A 17580-nucleotide genomic window follows, 5' to 3' on the forward strand; every position below is an offset into this window, starting at 1 on the left:
CGTTTGAAACAGGTCGTACGTGGCAAAAAAGTGGTTTATTGCAGGTTTGAATAAAAACGAACCTGGTGCAATTAAATTTAACCAAATGATTTATAATAATTTTTTAGATTATTTCTTGCCTGGCACCGTTGAAAAAAATTTCACTGTCAGTGGCATTTTTTTCAACGGTCAGCCGCACCTTTTGTATATGCTGCCATGCCGCCCTACCGTGGCCGGCAGATTTAGATCGGTGATTTTACTTGCTGAGCTGTTATCGCCACAGGCATAGTAACAGTTGGGATCAAGGCTAACCCATGCCACTCTGGCTCCGCCGTACCTTTAATTGCTGCAGCTGATGTAATAGATGGATACTGTACTTTTTAATTTTCACGACGTGCTGATGCTGCTGACGGCATTTCAGTGCCTGCTGTTTGCCCTGTTGCTAACGGCCACCAAAAACCACAACCAACTCAGTAACCTGCTGCTGGTTGGCTTTTTATTGTGCCATTTTTTTATCCCACTGCATGAGTTGATGTTCTGGGGTAAACAATTTCGAATCTGGCTGCTGGAACTGTCGCCGAATGGCTTTTTCCTGTTCAGCCATGCCTATTTTCTCGATGGCCCGCTGATTTACTTTTTTGTCCGGGCTTTGTTGTATAAAGATTTTCGTTTGAAAGCTGCGCATAGCTGGCATTTATTGCCGCTGGCTATTTATGCCGGTCATATGCTGCACAGTTTTTATCTGCAGGACCATGCCACCAAAAGCTGGCTGATTGAAAGCCAGCATATTGCTTACTCCTCGCCGCATTTATATTTTGAAGCCTTAGGCAGGTTTTTACGGATTGGTTATGTGCTGTGGTGTTTCAGCCTGGTGCTGAATTACCGCCGTCAATTGCAGCAGGAACATGCCAATCTGCGCACCAGTGAAGTGGTCTGGCTAAAACTGATGCTGGTATCCTTCCTGATTATTTTTGGCTGGGATGGCGCTTTGCTTAGCATCAAGTTGTATGGTCTGTTGACCAACAACTTTAATCTGGAATTGCTGAATGTGGTCGGACTGAGCAGTTATTATCTGAATTTCACTGCGATTAATATTCTGATTTTCTTAAGATTCACCTCGTTTTCGGCAGTACCGGCTGTGCATGAAACGCCGATGTTTGAAGCCAAAGAAGAAAAATTGCATGGCGTTGATCAGCAGATCATGCGTCAGTTGGAACAACTGATGACAGCGCAGCACTTTTATGCCAATCCGGATATCACGCTGGAAAAACTGGCCGAAGCCGCCGGTTACCCGGCGAAAAAAGTGTCGCTGACCATCAAACAGGGTTTTCAACTGAATTTTTATGAATACATCAACAGCCATCGCATCAAAGCAGCCAAACTGCTGCTAGCCGATCACAGTGCCCAGGCCAAATCTATTACCGACATTTATTTCGCCGTCGGCTTTAACAGCAAATCGGTATTTAATACTTTTTTTAAACGGCTGGAAGGCATGACTCCCAGCCAGTTCCGCGACCAGCATCACAAGGCGGCTAGCTAGTCCGGCTGCGCTGCTGGCTTTGACAAACGAAGGGCTAATCTGAACTGGCCGCCAGGCTGGCTCTTGGCAACGCCACTCCATGCACGATCACTTGCTCAATACTGTCCCAGTTGCGGCTATGTTGCAGCGGGTTTTCTTTTAATAACAACAGGTTTGCGACTTTCCCCTTGCTGACAGTGCCAAAATCATGCTCCAGTTTCAGCCAGCGGGCATTATTAATAGTGGCTGCTTCAAAAATAGCCTGCAATGAAATGCCAGCCGCAGCCATGGCCTGAATTTCCAGATAAGTGCCATAGCCGGGTTGATGGGCATAAGTTGGCGACGACGGGGTATCACTGGCCAGCAGCAGCGGATGCCCAAGCTGATGCAGATAAAACGCCGCACTGGCACCGCGCCGACTGCCGGTGTTAAAAGCCGCAGCCGCAACACTGGCCGGCGCATCGCCAAAATCCTGCTGCAGCTCTTGCCGGAACCACTGCGCCTGTGGCGTCTGATACCAACGCAACAAAGCAGCCGGCACGACTTTGGCCAGTTGCGGATCGGTTAAGGTGGCAGGTTCAAACAAAGCCCCCATCCGCTCCAGCACCTGGATAGTCGGCTGATAAGCAATACCAGCCTGATGTACCTGCTGCAAATGCGTTTGAATGGCCGCCGGTAACTGACCACTCTCAATCGCCTGTTGCCGCACTTCAGCACTCAGACCACTCCAGTTCCACAAACCATGCGCCAGCACATCGGGTGACGCTTGCAGCGCCAGTTGCTGCATATCATAGGCATTGGCATGCGCCACCAGCGGCAACTGGCTGGCATTGGCCGCTTGTCGCAGCCGGCGCAGACTATCCTGGCTATACACCGGCAAGTGGTCAGCATCGCCAAAACCATTTTCGACAAAGATTTTCAGGCAATGGGCGCCACTTTGCTTAATTCTGCCGACCACAGCTTCCGGCGTATGCTGCTGACTGTGTTGGGCTGTTCGATGTGCATGCTGCGCCGCATGTTCGACAATAAAATCCGGTTGCAGCTGTGCAAGCTGCGCTTTGGGAATGTGATGGATAGGATAACCACCCTGTACTGGCACTCCTCCACAACGGAACAAGTCGGGTTTAACCGGTTGCGCCTGAAAATCGGCAACCCCGTTCACAGTATTGGCCAGGTCCAGCACTTGAGTCACGCCAAAATATAAATAACTACGCGGCTGTTGCTGGCTAAATGCGCGGGTCAGTGCCGCGGCATTGTCATCGGTTGGCCGCAGCCCTGGCGGGTTACTCAGATGGACATGACTGTCCATCAAACCCGGCGTCAGGAAACGACCGCGCCCATCCAGCCGCGGCCCGCGAAAATCAGCCCGAATATTGCGGGCCTCAGTGCTGCTATTGGCCAGTACACTGACAATACGACCAGCACGCACCAGCACCTGTTGCGCAGGCAGTGGCGCGGCCAGCTCCGGCGATAACAAGGTGACCTGTTCAATCAACAGATCAGCTTGCTGCGTCGCAGTTGGCTTTGACTGTGGCTGCGTCGCAGCCGACAACGGCAACGAATACAACAAGTTTGACAACAACAGGAACGACAGCAGACACTGCTGGTTACGACGACGCTGCCAAGTGGTTTTGACAGTCAAAAAACGCGGATGACATAACATCATAGGACTCCAGTAAATGCACAATAAACCCTAAATCGAGGCTGCTGATGTTGTCCTATGCTTGGATGTAAAGCCTGAAGCCTTACTGAAGTTTTTCTGAAGATTTATTTATTCAATATATTTCAATATCTTAAAGAACTGTGCACTAAAAGCACCAAACAAGGATTAACACGTTGACCACTGATACCCAGACACATGGCTGGCAACTGGCAGATTGGCGGATAGAGCCGGACAGTCATCGGCTCTATCCGCTTGCAACTGACTCCAGGCTGGTCACTGGCCAGCCACTGCAACTGGAACCCAGAGTGATGGCCGCTTTAGTGCTGTTGCTGCAGGCGGGTGATCGAACTTTAACGGATGCCCAGTTGCTGCAAGGCGTCTGGCCAGGATTAGTGGTATCGGATGCTTCGTTATATAAAGTGGTGGCAGAGCTGCGTAAAGCACTGGGTGATCAGCAAAAACCTTATCGGCTGATTGAACGGGTGCACGGTAAAGGTTATCGTCTGCTGCAAACGGCAGTGCGCTGTGAGCCGGAACATCCCACCAGCCACAGCGGCGAAATGACCGCTACGACAGCCCTGCCAGACCTATCGCCTCCGCCAAATATTGGCAGCTATCGAGGGCTGCAGCGTCGCTTGGTGGTCATCCTTGGTGCTGCCGCGCTGTGCTTGTTCGCTCTGTTTGTGCTCTGGTGGTCCTTTGCCCCGACGTTCACCCCGTCAGGCCTTCTGACTGCGACCAAGCCAACTGCCACTGCCGCCAATCAGGCACAACTGCCGCCGGCAACGGGTTTTTCCTGGTCACAATGGCAACAATACCAACAAGCACAATGGCTGGTGCAGCAAACCAAAGCCACCGACATAGCGCAAGGGGTTGAGCTATTGCAACAACTGCTGCCACAACAACAACAGTATTCGCCGCTGCTGGTCGAACTCTGTAACAGCTACCATGGGCTGCATATATACAGTGACTGGCCTTTGGCTAAAGTGCTGGCGCTGTGTGAACCCTTGTTACGGCAGGCATTACAGCTGCAACCGGATTCAGCCCTGGCACTGGCCAGTTTTGGTGCCTTGTTGTTATCGCAGGATAAGCTGGCGGCCGCCGGCCGTTATCTGGATCAGGCACTGGCGCTGGACGCAGACAACCCCCAGGCACTGTTGTGGCGCGCGACTTTGCACCGCAAGCAGGATCAATACCCACAGGCGATAGCGTTACTGCAACAAGCGATCCGGCTGGATCCGCTGTCTGGCTCGCTGAAACGGCATTATGCCTACAGCCTGATTGGCAATGGCATGCTGAGCGAAGCTCGGGCCCAGTTTCAACAGGCGTTATTACTGGAGGCGGATTATTCAGATCGGGCGCTGGATGAACTGGAAATGCTGCCGCTGACCGCAGCCCGGGCTATGGCTTTTTTACAATGGGCGCAGCGTTTTCCGGATCGGTTGCAACAACCGGGCCGACTGGTCAATCTTGCGCTGATCCAGCTGAGTTTGCAGCAATTTGACAGCGCCGAACAAACGCTGGAACAAGCCAATGTCAGCTATCCGTCTCATCATTTTGTACTGCTGGCGCGGGCCATGCTGATGCAGGCCAGACGCGAACCGGCCAGTGCCAGACGCTTATTACAACAACGCGCCGCCAGCCGGCCTGACCATGCCATGTTTCAGCTGCAGGCGTTACTGCTGCCGGATGATGTGGCGCCAACCCGTCTGGCTGCGGATTTCCTGCGGTTATATCCGGCTTTTGCCAGCGATAGTGCCGCTGCCGTCAACCAGGCACTGGCCAACAAACAACAGGTGCTGGTGCTGTATTGGTTACTTACGCAAAGCCCGGCGGTACGCCAGCAATGGCAAACTGAGATCCTTCGTTTTGTCGATGCCCAAACCGAAGCCGATAGCCTGAACCTGCAACTGCTGTGCGCTGCTGGCTTAACTGAAGATGCCAACCAACTGGCGCGGCAGTTGTTACAGGAGGACTGGCTGCCATCACCGCATGATAACTATTATCTGGCCGAACAACATCCACTGTGGCGGCAACTGGCACCAGATATATTTGCCGGCATCAGAAAACAGCGCCAACGGGTACTACAAGCCAGTCAAACATCTGACTAATCAGCGGCAAAAAATTTCTGCATCCGCCAATTGATTGATGCGAATCAACATCGACCGTCGCATCATCAGCTACATTAGACACTGGTTTTTCCAATGATCCTGCCAGGAGACGGTTTATGGATATCGTCGATCTATCGCGTTTGCAGTTTGCCTTTACCGCTATGTACCACTTTTTATTTGTTCCGCTCACCCTCGGGATGACCTTTATTCTGGCCATCATGGAGTCAGTCTATGTGATGACTGGTAAAGAGATTTACCGTGACATGACCAAGTTCTGGGGCAAATTATTTGGCATTAACTTCGCACTGGGTGTCACCACTGGCCTGGCGATGGAATTCCAGTTTGGCACCAACTGGTCTTATTATTCGCATTATGTTGGCGACATCTTTGGCGCGCCGCTGGCGATTGAAGGCCTGATGGCATTTTTCCTCGAATCGACCTTGGTCGGTTTGTTCTTTTTTGGCTGGGATCGCCTGTCCAAAGTGCAACACTTAGCTGTCACCTGGCTGGTGGCTCTGGGCTCGAATTTATCGGCGCTGTGGATTTTAATCGCCAATGGCTGGATGCAAAACCCGGTCGGCGCTGAATTTAACTACACCACCATGCGGATGGAGATGACCAGCTTCTCTGAAGTCATTTTTAACCCGGTGGCACAGGTCAAATTTGTCCATACCGTTTCAGCCGGTTATGTCACTGGCGCCATGTTTGTACTGGCCATTTCGGCCTGGTATATGCTCAAAGGCCGCGATTTAGCCTTTGCCCGCCGTAGTTTTGCCATTGCCGCCGCTTTTGGTCTGGCAGCATCCCTCTCCGTGATAGTGCTGGGCGATGAATCCGGTTATGAACTGGGTGATGTGCAAAAAGTGAAACTGGCGGCAGTAGAAGCAGAATGGGATACCCATCCGGCACCAGCGTCATTTACCATTGTAGGTGTACCTAATAGCGACACGCAAACCACAGATTACGCGCTGAAAGTGCCTTATGCGCTGGGTCTGATTGCCACCCGTTCACTGGATAAACAGGTGCTGGGGTTAAAAGACTTAAAAGAAATGCACCGTCACCGTATCGTCAACGGTATGGAAGCTTACCGTTTATTGCTGTTATTGCGCGGTGGTGATAGCTCCGAAGCCACCAAAACGGCCTTTGAAGCGGTGAAAAAAGACTTAGGTTATGGTCTGTTACTGACCGCTTATACCGACAATCCAGCCAACGCTACGCCGGCACAAATTCAGCAAGCGGTGGATAACTCTATTCCTCAGGTGGCGCCGATGTTCTGGGCCTTCCGCATCATGGTGGCTGCTGGTTTTATCATGTTACTGGTGTTTGCGCTGGCGTTCTGGTTTAGCGCGAAACGGTTGGAGCAAAAACCACGCTGGTTCTTAAAGCTGGCAGTACTGAGCCTGCCACTGCCATGGATCGCCTGTGAAGCCGGTTGGTTTGTCGCTGAATATGGTCGCCAGCCCTGGGCAGTCGGTGAAGTGTTACCCACTCACTTAGCGGCCTCGGCGCTGACGGCGGGTCAGATCTGGACCAGTCTGGCGCTGATCAGTGCCTTGTACACAGTGTTTTTAGTGATTGAAATCTGGTTAATGCAGCATTTTGCCCGCAAAGGCCCATCGGCTTTGCATACAGGTAAATATGATCTGGAAAACGGCAAAGCGCAGGAGGTGTAACATGGATTACGAATTTTTAAGATTTATCTGGTGGTTATTGATTGGTGTGCTTTTTATCGGTTTTACCGTCACCGACGGTTTTGATATGGGCGTCGGCGCTTTACTCAAAGTGGTGGGCGCCAATGATGAGCAGCGCCGGGTGATGATTAACAGTATTGCGCCGCACTGGGATGGTAATCAGGTCTGGTTGATCACGGCCGGTGGTGCTTTATTTGCCGCCTGGCCACCGGTTTATGCCACCGCTTTCAGTGGTTTTTATCTGGCCATGATGCTGACCTTAGCTGCGCTGTTTTTACGGCCTATCGGTTTTGACTATCGTTCCAAACTGGATAACGCCAACTGGCGCAGCAACTGGGACTGGGCGCTGACGGCAGGTTCTGCCATACCGCCGGTGATCTTTGGCGTGGCCTTTGGTAATTTGCTGCAAGGGGTGCCCTTTCATTTTGACGAGTTACTGCGAATTCATTACACCGGCTCCTTTTTTGCCCTGCTCAATCCGTTTGCCTTGCTGGTCGGTGTGTTGAGCCTGCTGATGTTTGTCAGTCAGGGCGCAGCGTATCTGCAAATGAAAACTGAAGGTGAAGTGCTGGCCAGAAGCCGCGCTGTCGGCATGATCAGCGGTTTTGGCGCGGCATTGTTATTTGTGCTGGCCGGTGTCTGGTTAAAATCCGGTATTGATGGTTATGTGGTGACCAGTGTGCTGGATCATAATGCGATTAATAACGCGGTTAGTAAAACCGTCGAAGTCAGAGCCGATGCCTGGTTCAGTAACTATGCTGCTTATCCACTGCTATGGCTGGCGCCAGGCCTGGGTATCGCCGCTTTTGCGCTGTCGGGTGTTTGCAGCAAATTTGGTAAAGGTGCACTGGCTTTTATTCTGACATCCTTGGGTCAGGCCGGTGTGATCCTGACCTCTGGCATCGCGATGTTTCCGTTTGTCATGCCATCAAGTTCCAATCCGAACCACAGCCTGACGTTATGGGATGCGACATCCAGCGAACTGACGTTAAAAATCATGTTTATTGTGGCCTGTATTTTTGTGCCTTTGGTGCTGGCTTATACCATCTGGAGTTATGTCAAAATGTTTGGCAGGCTGAATGAGCAGCATATCCGTAACAACCCACACGGCTTATATTAACCCGCTGAAGGAGCAATTTATGTGGTATTTCGCCTGGATTTTAGGAGTGTTACTGGCCTGTTCTTTTGGCATCATTAATGCCATGTGGCTGGAACTGAATGGCTATGCCGGAGAAGAGTCTGAGTCAGGTCAATCTTGAGGTAACCGCAGCGCAACCGACCGCCGCCAGCCGGCGGCCTGTTGCAGCCAAAGGCAGTGCTGACCGTCGTCAGCCGGCCTTGTTGCAACAATGGTTACAGCCTTATCGCCGCAGGCTGAGCCTGGCCGCTTTATTGGCCGGGTGCAGCGTCCCGTTGCTGATTGCGCAGTGCTGGTATTTTGCCAGCATTGCCAGCCAGCTGTTGGCGCAACAAGCGCCAGCGTTCAATGACTGGCTTTGGTTTGCCGCGCTGTTTCTGCTGCGGCAACTTTGTCTGTCTGGCAAAGAATTACTGGCTCAACAGGTCAGTCGCCGGCTGCGCAGCGACATCCGTCAACAACTGCTGGCCAACACTGCCGCTTTGGGACCCGCCCGGCAACAGTTTGGCGCCGACGGTGCATTATCGGCCTTGCTGACCGAGCAAGTGGATGCGTTAGATGGTTATATCAGCCGCTACCGGCCACAGCTGGTCCAAGTGGTGCTGGCGCCCTTAGCCATTGCCGCGGCAGTGGCTTATCACAGTTTATTTGCCGCGCTGTTACTGCTGCTGACCGCGCCTTTAGTCCCGCTTTTTATGGTGCTGGTGGGCCGGGAAGCCAGCAAAGCCAGTCAGCAACAGCTCAATGTTCTCAGTCGGATGAGTGGCCGGCTGTATGATTTTCTGCTGGGGTTACCGCTGTTAAAACGCCTCAATGCCACAGAAGTCGCCACTGCCCATCTGCAAGGCGCGGCTGAGCAATACCAGCGCAGCACCATGCGGGTATTGCGACTGGCATTTTTATCCACTGCGGTGCTGGAGTTGTTTACGTCAGTGGCCATTGCGTTAGTGGCGCTCTATCTGGGGCTGGGTTTGCTCGGGGAACTGCCCTGGTTAAAGCAGCAAGTGCCAGTGTTTTATCAAAGCGCATTATTTATTTTATTGCTGGCGCCGGAGTTTTATCAGCCGTTGCGTCAGCTTGGCAACGACTACCACGCCAAAGCCCAGGCTACGGCGGCCAGTTTGAATCTGACGCCACTGGCGCAGGCCAGCACTTTGACCACAAACAGCAGTGAGAGCAAAAGCTTGCCACAGCTGCAACAGCAACTGGGTTTGCAACAGATCCAGGTGGGCTCAGCCCTGGCACCGCGGCTCGCTTTTGACGGGTTAACGCTGCAACAGGGTCAGCGTTATTTGATCAAAGGCGAAAGCGGCAGCGGCAAATCAACCTTACTGCAACTGCTGGCAGGTTTTGCGCCCTATAGCGGTCAGCTCTGGCTGGATCAACAACCTCTGACCCCGACGCAACTACCGCTATTACGCCAGCAGATTGCTTATCTGACGCAACAGGCTGAATTACAGGCGGGCACTATAGCCGACAATCTGCGGCTGGCCAAAGCCGACGCCAGCACCAGTGAAATGCAAAGTGTGCTCGAACAAACCGGACTGTGGGATTTTTTAGCCCGGCAGCAGGGCTTGGACTATCTGCTGGCAGAAAGCGGCCGTGGTTTATCCGGCGGTCAGCAACAGCGGCTGGCGCTGGCGCGCTTGTTGTTACAACCTAAAAGGATCTGGTTGCTGGATGAGCCGGTGGCAGAGCTTGATCATGCCAGTGCCTGCGATATCGCCGAGCTGCTAGAGCAGTTATCGCGCGGCAAACTACTGTTAGTAGCCAGCCACCAGTGGTCAATGTTTGATTGGTTGGATCAAGTGATAGAACTGAGCGCAGGCCGGCTGATAGCGCTACAACCCTTGGCTTTGTTGCGGGCAGAGGAAAGTGATGCAAAAAATTAAGCCCACCTCAGGCTTACAACTACGGCAGTTATGGCTGTCGCACCGGCTTGGCTGGAGCCTGAGTTTTCTGCTTGGTGCTGTGACTTTAATTGCCACTGTGGCATTACTGGCCTATTCCGGCTGGTTTATCAGTGCGGCGGCGCTGGCGGGCATCGCGGCCATTCAGGCCGGCAGTTTTAATTATATGCGCCCCGGTGCCGTGATCCGTTTTCTGGCGATCAGCCGCACCGCTGGCCGTTATGCCGAGCGACTGCAATCTCACCATACCGTATTATCATTGCTGAAAACACTGCGGCTGCACAGTTTTGCCAGTCTCAGCGCCCAGTCGACACTGCGGTTGTCGTTATTAACCAGGCCCGGCAGTGCCGATCAATTGCAGCGGTTGCTGGCAGATATTGAACTGCTGGATCAGTTTCCGCTCAAAGTAATTTTGCCCTGGAGCTGGGCCACCCTGGCTGCTTTGTTGTATTTGCTGGCGGTGCAATTACTGGCTCCGGCCTTACTACCGGCGGCGGCCTTGTTGTTGCTGGCCCAACTACTGCTATGGCCGTTATTGCTGCAACAACTGGGGATCCGGCTGGCACGACGCGAAGTCGCGGCGCAAAGCCAGCGCCGGCAACTGTTATTGGGCAGTTTACAGCTGCTGACCACTTTGCTGATGTTTGGCCGCTGGTCAGCGCAGCAACAACAACTGCAACAGCAAGACCGCCACATCGAGCAACTACAACGACAATTACAGCTGACAATGCTGCTGGCTCAGCTGGGTAGTCAACTGTTGCTGCTGACAGGTCTGATCTGGCTCGGCAGTCAGGCCACGCCGACTGTGTTGCAAGGAGAGTTGCCCTCTGCCGTGCTGGTCGCATTGTTGCTGGGCTGGCTTGGGCTGGGCGAAGTGTTTGCACCCTTAGCTCAGTTGCAAACCGCGCTGGGTTATAGTCTGGCGGCACGGGATCGGGTCGATCAGTTGTTATTGCCAACCAGCCCTACGACAGCGGTGACGACTGTTTTGACCAATGCGCCGCTCGACGGAACTGTTTTATCAGCCCTTTGCCGCTTCAGCCTGCAGCAACTGCGCATCGGCTTTGCTACACCTTTAGCTGCTATTAAGCCCCAAAACCGCAGCTTTGCCGCTGGGGATGTGATCCTACTGCAGGCCCCCTCCGGCGCCGGTAAAAGTTGTCTGTTACAAACCCTGGCTGGTGATCTGGCGGCACACGGCGGCGACCTGTCATTTAATGATATCCCGTTACAGCAATGGCCTGCGCAGCAGCGTCATCAGTTGATTGGCTACTTACCGCAAAAACCGCAGTTATTTCAGCTATCTGTTGCCGCCGAACTGCGGTTGGCCGATCCGGCCGCCACCGATGAACAACTGTGGCAAGTGCTGCAACTGGTTGGTCTGGAAGGCTGGTTACAGAAGCAGCCGCAAGGGCTGCGGACTTTGTTGGGGCAATATGGCGTTGGCTTATCCGGCGGTGAGCTACGCCGCTTTGCCCTGGCGCGGCAATTATTGCAACGCAACCCGATATTATTACTGGACGAGCCTTTTGCCGGGCTGGATCAAGCCAATGCCGATCAGCTACTGAGCAATTTGGTCAATTGGCAACAAGCTGGCATTTTGCTGATCGCCAGTCATCAGCAACAGCAACATCCGGCATTTAACCAATGTTGGCAGTTAATCAGCAGTTAGCTGCCAGCTCGGCAATTCAGGCCACCTACCTATCGTCACCACAATTCAAGCCACCCACCTATCGTCACCACAATTCAGGCCACCCACCCATTGAGTCCCATTCAGGGTTCCGCTGGTGTGTTCTATGGATATGTTGAATTATTCCACAGAACAATAGTAGTATTTATCATATAAATGATATATTTTTAAGTCAGCTTTATTTCTGCAAAGAGGTTGCGATGAAAGTTGTGGTTACAGGTGGCACCGGTTTTATCGGCAGCCATACCTGCCTGGCATTACATCAGGCAGGCATTGAACCGGTATTGCTCGACAATCTGAGTAATTCCAGCAGCAAGGTGTTAGATCAGTTAGCAAAAATTTCCGGCCAGCGTTTTCGTTTTATCGAAGGTGATATTGCTGATGCGCAGTTGATGCAGCAGTTACTGCAACAACATCAGCCACAAGCGGTGCTGCATTTTGCTGCGCTGAAAGCCGTGGGGGAATCGACCCGGCAACCGCTGCGTTATTATCAGAACAATGTCGCAGCGACCCTGAGCATGCTGCAAAGTATGCAGCATTGTGGTGTGAAACAATTGGTGTTCAGCTCTTCAGCCACTGTCTATGGTGATCCTGACTATTTACCCATTGATGAACAGCACCCGATCCGCGCCACCAGTCCTTATGGCTGGAGCAAAGTCATGGTTGAGCAGCTATTACAGGATCTGGTGCAGGCCGATCCGGCCTGGCTAGCCATCACCTTACGTTATTTTAATCCGGTTGGGGCTCACCCCAGTGGCCTGCTCGGCGAAAGTCCAACCGGCATCCCGAATAATCTGCTGCCTTATATCGCGCAAACTGCCGTCGGCAAACGACCTTTTGTCAGCGTGTATGGTGCCGATTATGCCACCAAAGATGGCACTGGCGTGCGCGATTACATCCATGTGATGGATTTAGCGCATGGTCATGTCGCAGCTTTATTAAAACTGCAACAGCAACAGGGCTTTCACGCTTTTAATCTTGGCACGGGCCAGGGTTATTCAGTGCTGGACATGCTGCATGCTTTTGCCGCTGCCGCCGGTAAAGAGATCCCTTATCAGCTCGTGGCACGGCGGCCGGGTGATATCGCCAGCAGCTATGCCGATGCCAGCAAAGCGCAACGTGACCTAAACTGGCAAACGCTGGCTGATTTAACCGATATGACCCGCGACACCTGGCGCTGGCAACAAAATTATCCCGCAGGTCTGGAGGAAGCATGAGTCAGCCTGAACGTCCACATCGCCGGAAAAATCCACTGACAGGTCGCTGGGTGCTGGTGTCACCCCATCGCAATAACAGGCCCTGGCTCGGCGCCACCGAGCCTGCTGCGGCCGAAACCTTACCTGTGCATGATGCCGGTTGTCCGCTGTGCCCGGGTAATGTCCGCGCCAATGGCGAAGAAAATCCGCACTATGGCTATACCCATGTATTTACCAATGATTTTGGCGCCATTCTGCCAGCAAAGGTGCCGGCAAAACCAACAGCAGTCGACGCCTGTCAGGAAGCAGAACAGACCGATCCGTTGTTTCAGAGCCAGCTCGCTGATGGCGAATGCCGGGTGATTTGTTTCTCGCCACGGCATGATAAGACCCTACCGGAACTGAGCCACACTGAGCTGCTGGCCGTGGTGCAATGCTGGCAGCAGCATTATCTGGACTTAGCCAGCCACTACAGTTGTGTGCAGGTATTTGAAAATAAAGGTGCCATTATGGGCTGTTCGCAGCCGCATCCGCATGGACAAATCTGGGCCCATCCTTACTTATCCACCGAAATCGAGCAGGAAGATCAGCAGCAACTGACCTACTGGCAGCAACATGGTCGTGCTTTACTGGCTGATTATGTCGCAGCAGAGCGGCGCGATGGCCGCCGGCTGGTGTTTGAAAATCAGCATTGGTTAGTGGTGGTGCCCTATTGGGCCGCCTGGCCTTTTGAAACCCTGGTATTGGCCAAAGATGATCTACAACATCTGGGGCAACTGAATGACCACCAGGCCCGCGCGCTGGCCGAAGCCCTGCAAGTACTGACCTGCAAATACGACAATATTTTCCAGTGCAGTTTTCCTTATTCAATGGGTTGGCACAATGCGCCGGCAGGTCGCGATCCGATGCCGGCCGCAGGCGAAGCACACTGGCGGTTGCATGGCCATTTTTATCCACCGCTGTTACGTTCCGCCAGCGTGAAAAAACATATGGTGGGTTATGAAATGCTGGCTGAAAGCCAGCGCGATATCAGCCCGGAAACTGCGGCCGCCATTTTACAGGCCGCCAGCACGACTCACTACAAGCAAGGACTTTCTGATGACCAATGATCAACTGCTGCAACACTTTGCGGCCATGTATCAAGCCAGTGCCAACGGCATTGCGAGCGCACCGGGCCGGGTCAACCTGATAGGCGAACATACCGATTACAATCAAGGCTTTGTGTTGCCTTGTTCGCTGAATTTCCGTACCAAAGTACTGTTTCGCGCCAGAACTGATCGGCAACTGGTGGTCCATTCGCTGAATTATCCGGGCGAACACGATTCTTTTGCCTTGGATAAACCGGTGCCAGCCGGTCCATCCCAGTGGGGTAACTATGTACGGGCCATGGCTTTTGTGCTGCAACGCGCCGGCCATCAATTACCTGGCGCCGACTTACTGATTTACAGTGACGTGCCGCAAGGGGCTGGCTTATCCTCCTCGGCGGCACTGGAAGTGGCGGTGGGAGGGATGTTTAGTCAACTAGCCAATCTGCAGCTGAATCCGGAACAAATCGCCTTGTTTGGTCAGCAAGCCGAAAACGATTTTATGGACTGTCAATGCGGCATTATGGATCAGTTGATTTCAGCCAAGGGCCAACCCGGACAAGCGCTGATGATTGACTGTCAGGACTTAAGCAGCACGGCAGTGCCGGTACCAGCCGGACTGGCGCTGGTGATTATTAATTCTAATTACCCGCGTAAACTGGTGGATAGTGAATACAATCAGCGGCGGCAGGACTGCGAACAAGCCGCAGTTAAAATGGCAGTGCCAAGTCTGCGGCACGCCACGCTGGCGCTGCTGAACGCTCATCAGTCCGTGCTGACTGAGACTGAATTTAAGCGCGCCCGTCATGTCATCAGCGAAAACAGCCGGGTATTGGCGGCCGTCACCGCCTTACAGCAACAGGATATGGCCGCGTTACGCCAGTTGATGGCCGCCTCGCACCAATCCTTGCAACAGGATTTCGCGGTGACTGTGCCAGCCACTGACGGTCTGGTGGAGATTTGTCAGACGGCACTCGGTGAGCAGGCGGCAGCCCGCATGACCGGCGGCGGTTTTGGCGGCGCTATTGTCTGTTTATGCCCGACCGATGCCGTTGAGGTACTGACCAGCGCAGTACAAGCGCACTACCAACCGCGTTTTGGCTTACAGGCAGATATCTATGTTTGTCAGGCAGGTACAGGGTTAGCCGTTGAATTGCTCTGAGCACATGACTTGAAACACCACAGGCGCTGCGACTGAAAAGGACTGGCGCCAGCAACCACAGACCGGACTGAAGTCCGGCGTTACACGACCAGGGGAGAATCAAATGCCATCAAAAGCACGTTGTTACCTGCTGACACTCACCAGTACCTTGGCGCTCGCTAGTTTGTCGACCGCAGCCACTGAATCGGTGAGCGCCGAACAACTCTATCCAGCACTATCTGCTGAAGTGTTACCGGCACTGTCGGCGCGGGGCAGTTATCCGGTTGGGGTCAGCACCTTGACCATCACCAATCCGGCTCAGTTGGATCTAAATACACAAAGCTTAAAGGACAGACAGCTACGACTGGAAGTCTGGTACCCGGCACGTCAAGCGGCGGCCCTGACCAGCTATCAGAACCAGAGCCGCAGTGGCGTACCCTTTAGTCTCCAGGCCAATGCCAGCCGCGACAGCGCCATCGACCAAAGTGCCAGGTTTCCGTTGGTGGTGCTCTCCCATGGCTACACCGGTTACCGCACCATCATGTTTTACCTCGGCGAACATCTGGCTTCCCATGGTTATATTGTGGCAGCCATCGATCACACCGACTCCACCAATGCCGAAGTGGATATGAAAACAGCCCCTTTTGCCGGTTTTGTCAGTACCTTATTAAATCGCTCACGCGACCAGCAGTTTGTGTTATCCCATTTACGCAGCAGCAACACCTTTTTGCAGTCGCAACTGGATGGCACTAAAGCCGCAGTGATTGGCTATTCGATGGGTGGTTTTGGCGCCGTCAATACAGTCGGCGGTTGTTACGCCTTTTCGGGGGCCACTACAGCGGCTTTTACCGGCAGCAAAGATGAAAAACAAATCGCGCAGTTGCAAAAGTTACTCAATACCTGTGCCGGTGGCCAGGCAGCAGCAGAAGTCAAAGTCGATCCGGCCTGGAAAGCAGCGATCGCGCTCGCGCCCTGGGGCGGCCAACATCAATTGTTTGAGCCGCAATCATTACAACGGATCAAGGTACCCATGCTGTATATTGCCGGCGATCAGGATGATATTTCCGGTTACGATGGCATCCGCTGGTTGTTCCAACATAGCGGCAGTCAAGATAAATATCTGCTGACTTATCAGCAGGCCCGTCACAATATTGCGCCGCATCCGGCACCACAGGCCGCCAGCAGCACTGAACTGGACCTGGGTCATTATTATGAACCAGCCTGGTCCAGCCGCACCCTGAATGAAATCAATAAACATTTTGCGCTGGCGATGCTGGATTGCCATGTCAAAGCGGTTGCCAGTCAGTGCCGTTATCTGCAGTTGCCTGCCAGCCCGAACAGCAAAGATACCGCTGGCAAAGAGCTTGGTTTTACCGGCTTTGCCCCGCGTTATGCCACTGGCCTGTTATGGCAACAAGGCAATGGTCGTTGATAACCAGGACTCAGCACAGTGGCAATGCGGTTCGACCACGCCCTGCACGCCGCTTAACTGGTAAATAAACAGGTGACCCGCCTGGGGTTGTGCGGCCAATTGACTGGCCGTCAGCCCCAGCCTGGAGCTGGTCACGGCCAGCAAATCTAACCGGGGGCCACACAAGGCGACACTGGATGGCTGTGACACCGGCAGGCTCAAGGCTAAATCAATGCTGCCATCGGGCGCATAACGCACCACTTGACCGGCGCCCCAGTGGGCATTCCATAAATAGCCTTGTGCATCAATGGCTGAACCATCCGGATGGGCATTATCCGGGGTCTGGGCAAACAGTTGAGGCTGGCTGAGGTTACCGCTGTCGGGGCAAAACTGGTATTGCAGAATTTGATGTTTCGGTGAATCGGCATGGTACATCCGGCGACCGTCCAGACTCCAGCATAAACCATTCGAAATCGTCAGGCCCTGTAATCTTGGGATGGCACTGCCATTGGCCGCCAACTGATACAAACGGGCACTTTGCCGGGCAAAGCGCTCATCTTCCACCATAGTGCCAGCCCAGAACCGGCCTTGCCGATCAACCCGGCCATCGTTAAAACGCAAGCCACTGTTGGCTGACTCCGGCAGCGGTTTATCCAGCCACTGCATAGCGCCGGTCTGAAAGTTATATAAGGCAAAACCACAAGCAAAGGCTACCACCAGTTGATAAGGTCCGCCGTCCTGTAAAAAAGCAAAACTGCCTACCCGATGCGGCAAGGCAAAAGTTTCCAGTACCGCAGTTTGCAGTGCGTAACGTTGTAACAGCGCGCCTTCGATATCAATCCAATACAAAGCTTGTTGTGCCTGATGCCAGAGCACATTTTCACCTAAGATATTGCCTGCTGGAACGACAGCGAACAGCCCACTGACTTTTGTCCTGCTCACACCTGAATTCCTGTTTACCTATTGCCGCAGCAGCTTAACAAGAAATAAAGTTATCTTCATGCTTTAATAACGGCAAGACGACCAAATCCGCCACAGACACGACT

The 17580-nt window shown here is 53.2% G+C and carries 14 protein-coding genes; 12 read left to right on the forward strand and 2 right to left on the reverse strand.

Annotated features, from left to right (window positions below; genetic code table 11):
• Positions 1-19 precede the first annotated feature (19 nt).
• Together AC53GJ_RS19165 and AC53GJ_RS19170 are read left to right on the forward strand one after the other, a co-directional pair.
• Positions 20-268 (forward strand): hypothetical protein, encoded by a 249-nt coding sequence (locus AC53GJ_RS19165; protein ID WP_496729998.1) that lies wholly within the window; start codon positions 20-22, stop codon positions 266-268.
• Positions 269-343: 75 nt separating this feature from the next.
• Positions 344-1519: an AraC family transcriptional regulator gene (locus AC53GJ_RS19170; RefSeq protein WP_496729999.1), complete on the forward strand. Its 1176-nt coding sequence runs from the start codon at positions 344-346 to the stop codon at positions 1517-1519.
• Between the two features lie 34 nt (positions 1520-1553).
• Here AC53GJ_RS19170 and AC53GJ_RS19175 read toward each other — a convergent pair whose 3' ends face one another.
• On the reverse strand, positions 1554-3164 hold the full coding sequence (locus tag AC53GJ_RS19175) for an amidohydrolase family protein (protein ID WP_496730000.1): 1611 nt from the start codon (positions 3162-3164) through the stop codon (positions 1554-1556).
• 170 nt (positions 3165-3334) lie between these two features.
• On the opposite strand from AC53GJ_RS19175, the gene AC53GJ_RS19180 reads away from it, so the two are divergent.
• The 10 genes from AC53GJ_RS19180 (at position 3335) to AC53GJ_RS19225 (ending at position 16555) form a co-directional block, all read left to right on the forward strand.
• Positions 3335-5272, forward strand: a complete 1938-nt coding sequence (locus AC53GJ_RS19180; protein WP_496730001.1) for a winged helix-turn-helix domain-containing protein — start codon at positions 3335-3337, stop codon at positions 5270-5272.
• A 116-nt stretch (positions 5273-5388) separates the two neighbouring features.
• Positions 5389-6945: a cytochrome ubiquinol oxidase subunit I gene (locus AC53GJ_RS19185; RefSeq protein WP_496730002.1), complete on the forward strand. Its 1557-nt coding sequence runs from the start codon at positions 5389-5391 to the stop codon at positions 6943-6945.
• Position 6946: 1 nt separating this feature from the next.
• Entirely contained in the window at positions 6947-8083 is a 1137-nt protein-coding gene (gene cydB, locus AC53GJ_RS19190; protein ID WP_496730003.1) for a cytochrome d ubiquinol oxidase subunit II, read from the forward strand.
• 19 nt (positions 8084-8102) lie between these two features.
• A complete protein-coding gene (gene cydX, locus AC53GJ_RS19195; RefSeq protein ID WP_496730004.1) occupies positions 8103-8222 on the forward strand; it encodes a cytochrome bd-I oxidase subunit CydX in 120 nt (39 codons plus the stop codon).
• A complete protein-coding gene (gene cydD, locus AC53GJ_RS19200) occupies positions 8182-9993 on the forward strand; it encodes a thiol reductant ABC exporter subunit CydD (RefSeq protein ID WP_496730005.1) in 1812 nt (603 codons plus the stop codon). The genes cydX and cydD overlap by 41 nt, the downstream gene beginning before the upstream one ends.
• Positions 9980-11683, forward strand: coding sequence for an amino acid ABC transporter ATP-binding/permease protein (locus tag AC53GJ_RS19205; RefSeq protein WP_496730006.1), 1704 nt, complete (start codon positions 9980-9982; stop codon positions 11681-11683). Before cydD ends, AC53GJ_RS19205 begins: the two co-directional genes overlap by 14 nt.
• Before the next feature lie 218 nt (positions 11684-11901).
• Positions 11902-12918: a UDP-glucose 4-epimerase GalE gene (galE, locus tag AC53GJ_RS19210; RefSeq protein ID WP_496730007.1), complete on the forward strand. Its 1017-nt coding sequence runs from the start codon at positions 11902-11904 to the stop codon at positions 12916-12918.
• Complete coding sequence (locus AC53GJ_RS19215; protein ID WP_496730008.1) at positions 12915-14006, forward strand: UDP-glucose--hexose-1-phosphate uridylyltransferase; 1092 nt, start codon at positions 12915-12917, stop codon at positions 14004-14006. The genes galE and AC53GJ_RS19215 overlap by 4 nt, the downstream gene beginning before the upstream one ends.
• Complete coding sequence (galK, locus tag AC53GJ_RS19220; protein ID WP_496730009.1) at positions 13996-15144, forward strand: galactokinase; 1149 nt, start codon at positions 13996-13998, stop codon at positions 15142-15144. The genes AC53GJ_RS19215 and galK overlap by 11 nt, the downstream gene beginning before the upstream one ends.
• A 103-nt stretch (positions 15145-15247) precedes the next feature.
• Positions 15248-16555, forward strand: coding sequence for an alpha/beta hydrolase family protein (locus tag AC53GJ_RS19225; protein ID WP_496730010.1), 1308 nt, complete (start codon positions 15248-15250; stop codon positions 16553-16555).
• On the opposite strand, the gene AC53GJ_RS19230 is transcribed toward AC53GJ_RS19225, so the two are convergent.
• Positions 16529-17476, reverse strand: coding sequence for an SMP-30/gluconolactonase/LRE family protein (locus AC53GJ_RS19230; protein WP_496730011.1), 948 nt, complete (start codon positions 17474-17476; stop codon positions 16529-16531). The genes AC53GJ_RS19225 and AC53GJ_RS19230 overlap by 27 nt on opposite strands.
• Positions 17477-17580 lie beyond the last annotated feature (104 nt).

Source organism: Rheinheimera sp. B2H12 (genome assembly GCF_059620065.1).

Coding starts and splice junctions, on each gene's coding strand:
- AC53GJ_RS19175 (WP_496730000.1), bottom strand. CDS start 3,164: ATGATGTTATGTCATCCGCGTTTTTTGACTGTCAAAACCACTTGGCAG.
- AC53GJ_RS19170 (WP_496729999.1), top strand. CDS start 344: ATGGATACTGTACTTTTTAATTTTCACGACGTGCTGATGCTGCTGACG.
- AC53GJ_RS19225 (WP_496730010.1), top strand. CDS start 15,248: ATGCCATCAAAAGCACGTTGTTACCTGCTGACACTCACCAGTACCTTG.
- galK (WP_496730009.1), top strand. CDS start 13,996: ATGACCAATGATCAACTGCTGCAACACTTTGCGGCCATGTATCAAGCC.
- cydB (WP_496730003.1), top strand. CDS start 6,947: ATGGATTACGAATTTTTAAGATTTATCTGGTGGTTATTGATTGGTGTG.
- cydX (WP_496730004.1), top strand. CDS start 8,103: ATGTGGTATTTCGCCTGGATTTTAGGAGTGTTACTGGCCTGTTCTTTT.
- galE (WP_496730007.1), top strand. CDS start 11,902: ATGAAAGTTGTGGTTACAGGTGGCACCGGTTTTATCGGCAGCCATACC.
- AC53GJ_RS19215 (WP_496730008.1), top strand. CDS start 12,915: ATGAGTCAGCCTGAACGTCCACATCGCCGGAAAAATCCACTGACAGGT.
- AC53GJ_RS19185 (WP_496730002.1), top strand. CDS start 5,389: ATGGATATCGTCGATCTATCGCGTTTGCAGTTTGCCTTTACCGCTATG.
- cydD (WP_496730005.1), top strand. CDS start 8,182: ATGGCTATGCCGGAGAAGAGTCTGAGTCAGGTCAATCTTGAGGTAACC.
- AC53GJ_RS19205 (WP_496730006.1), top strand. CDS start 9,980: ATGCAAAAAATTAAGCCCACCTCAGGCTTACAACTACGGCAGTTATGG.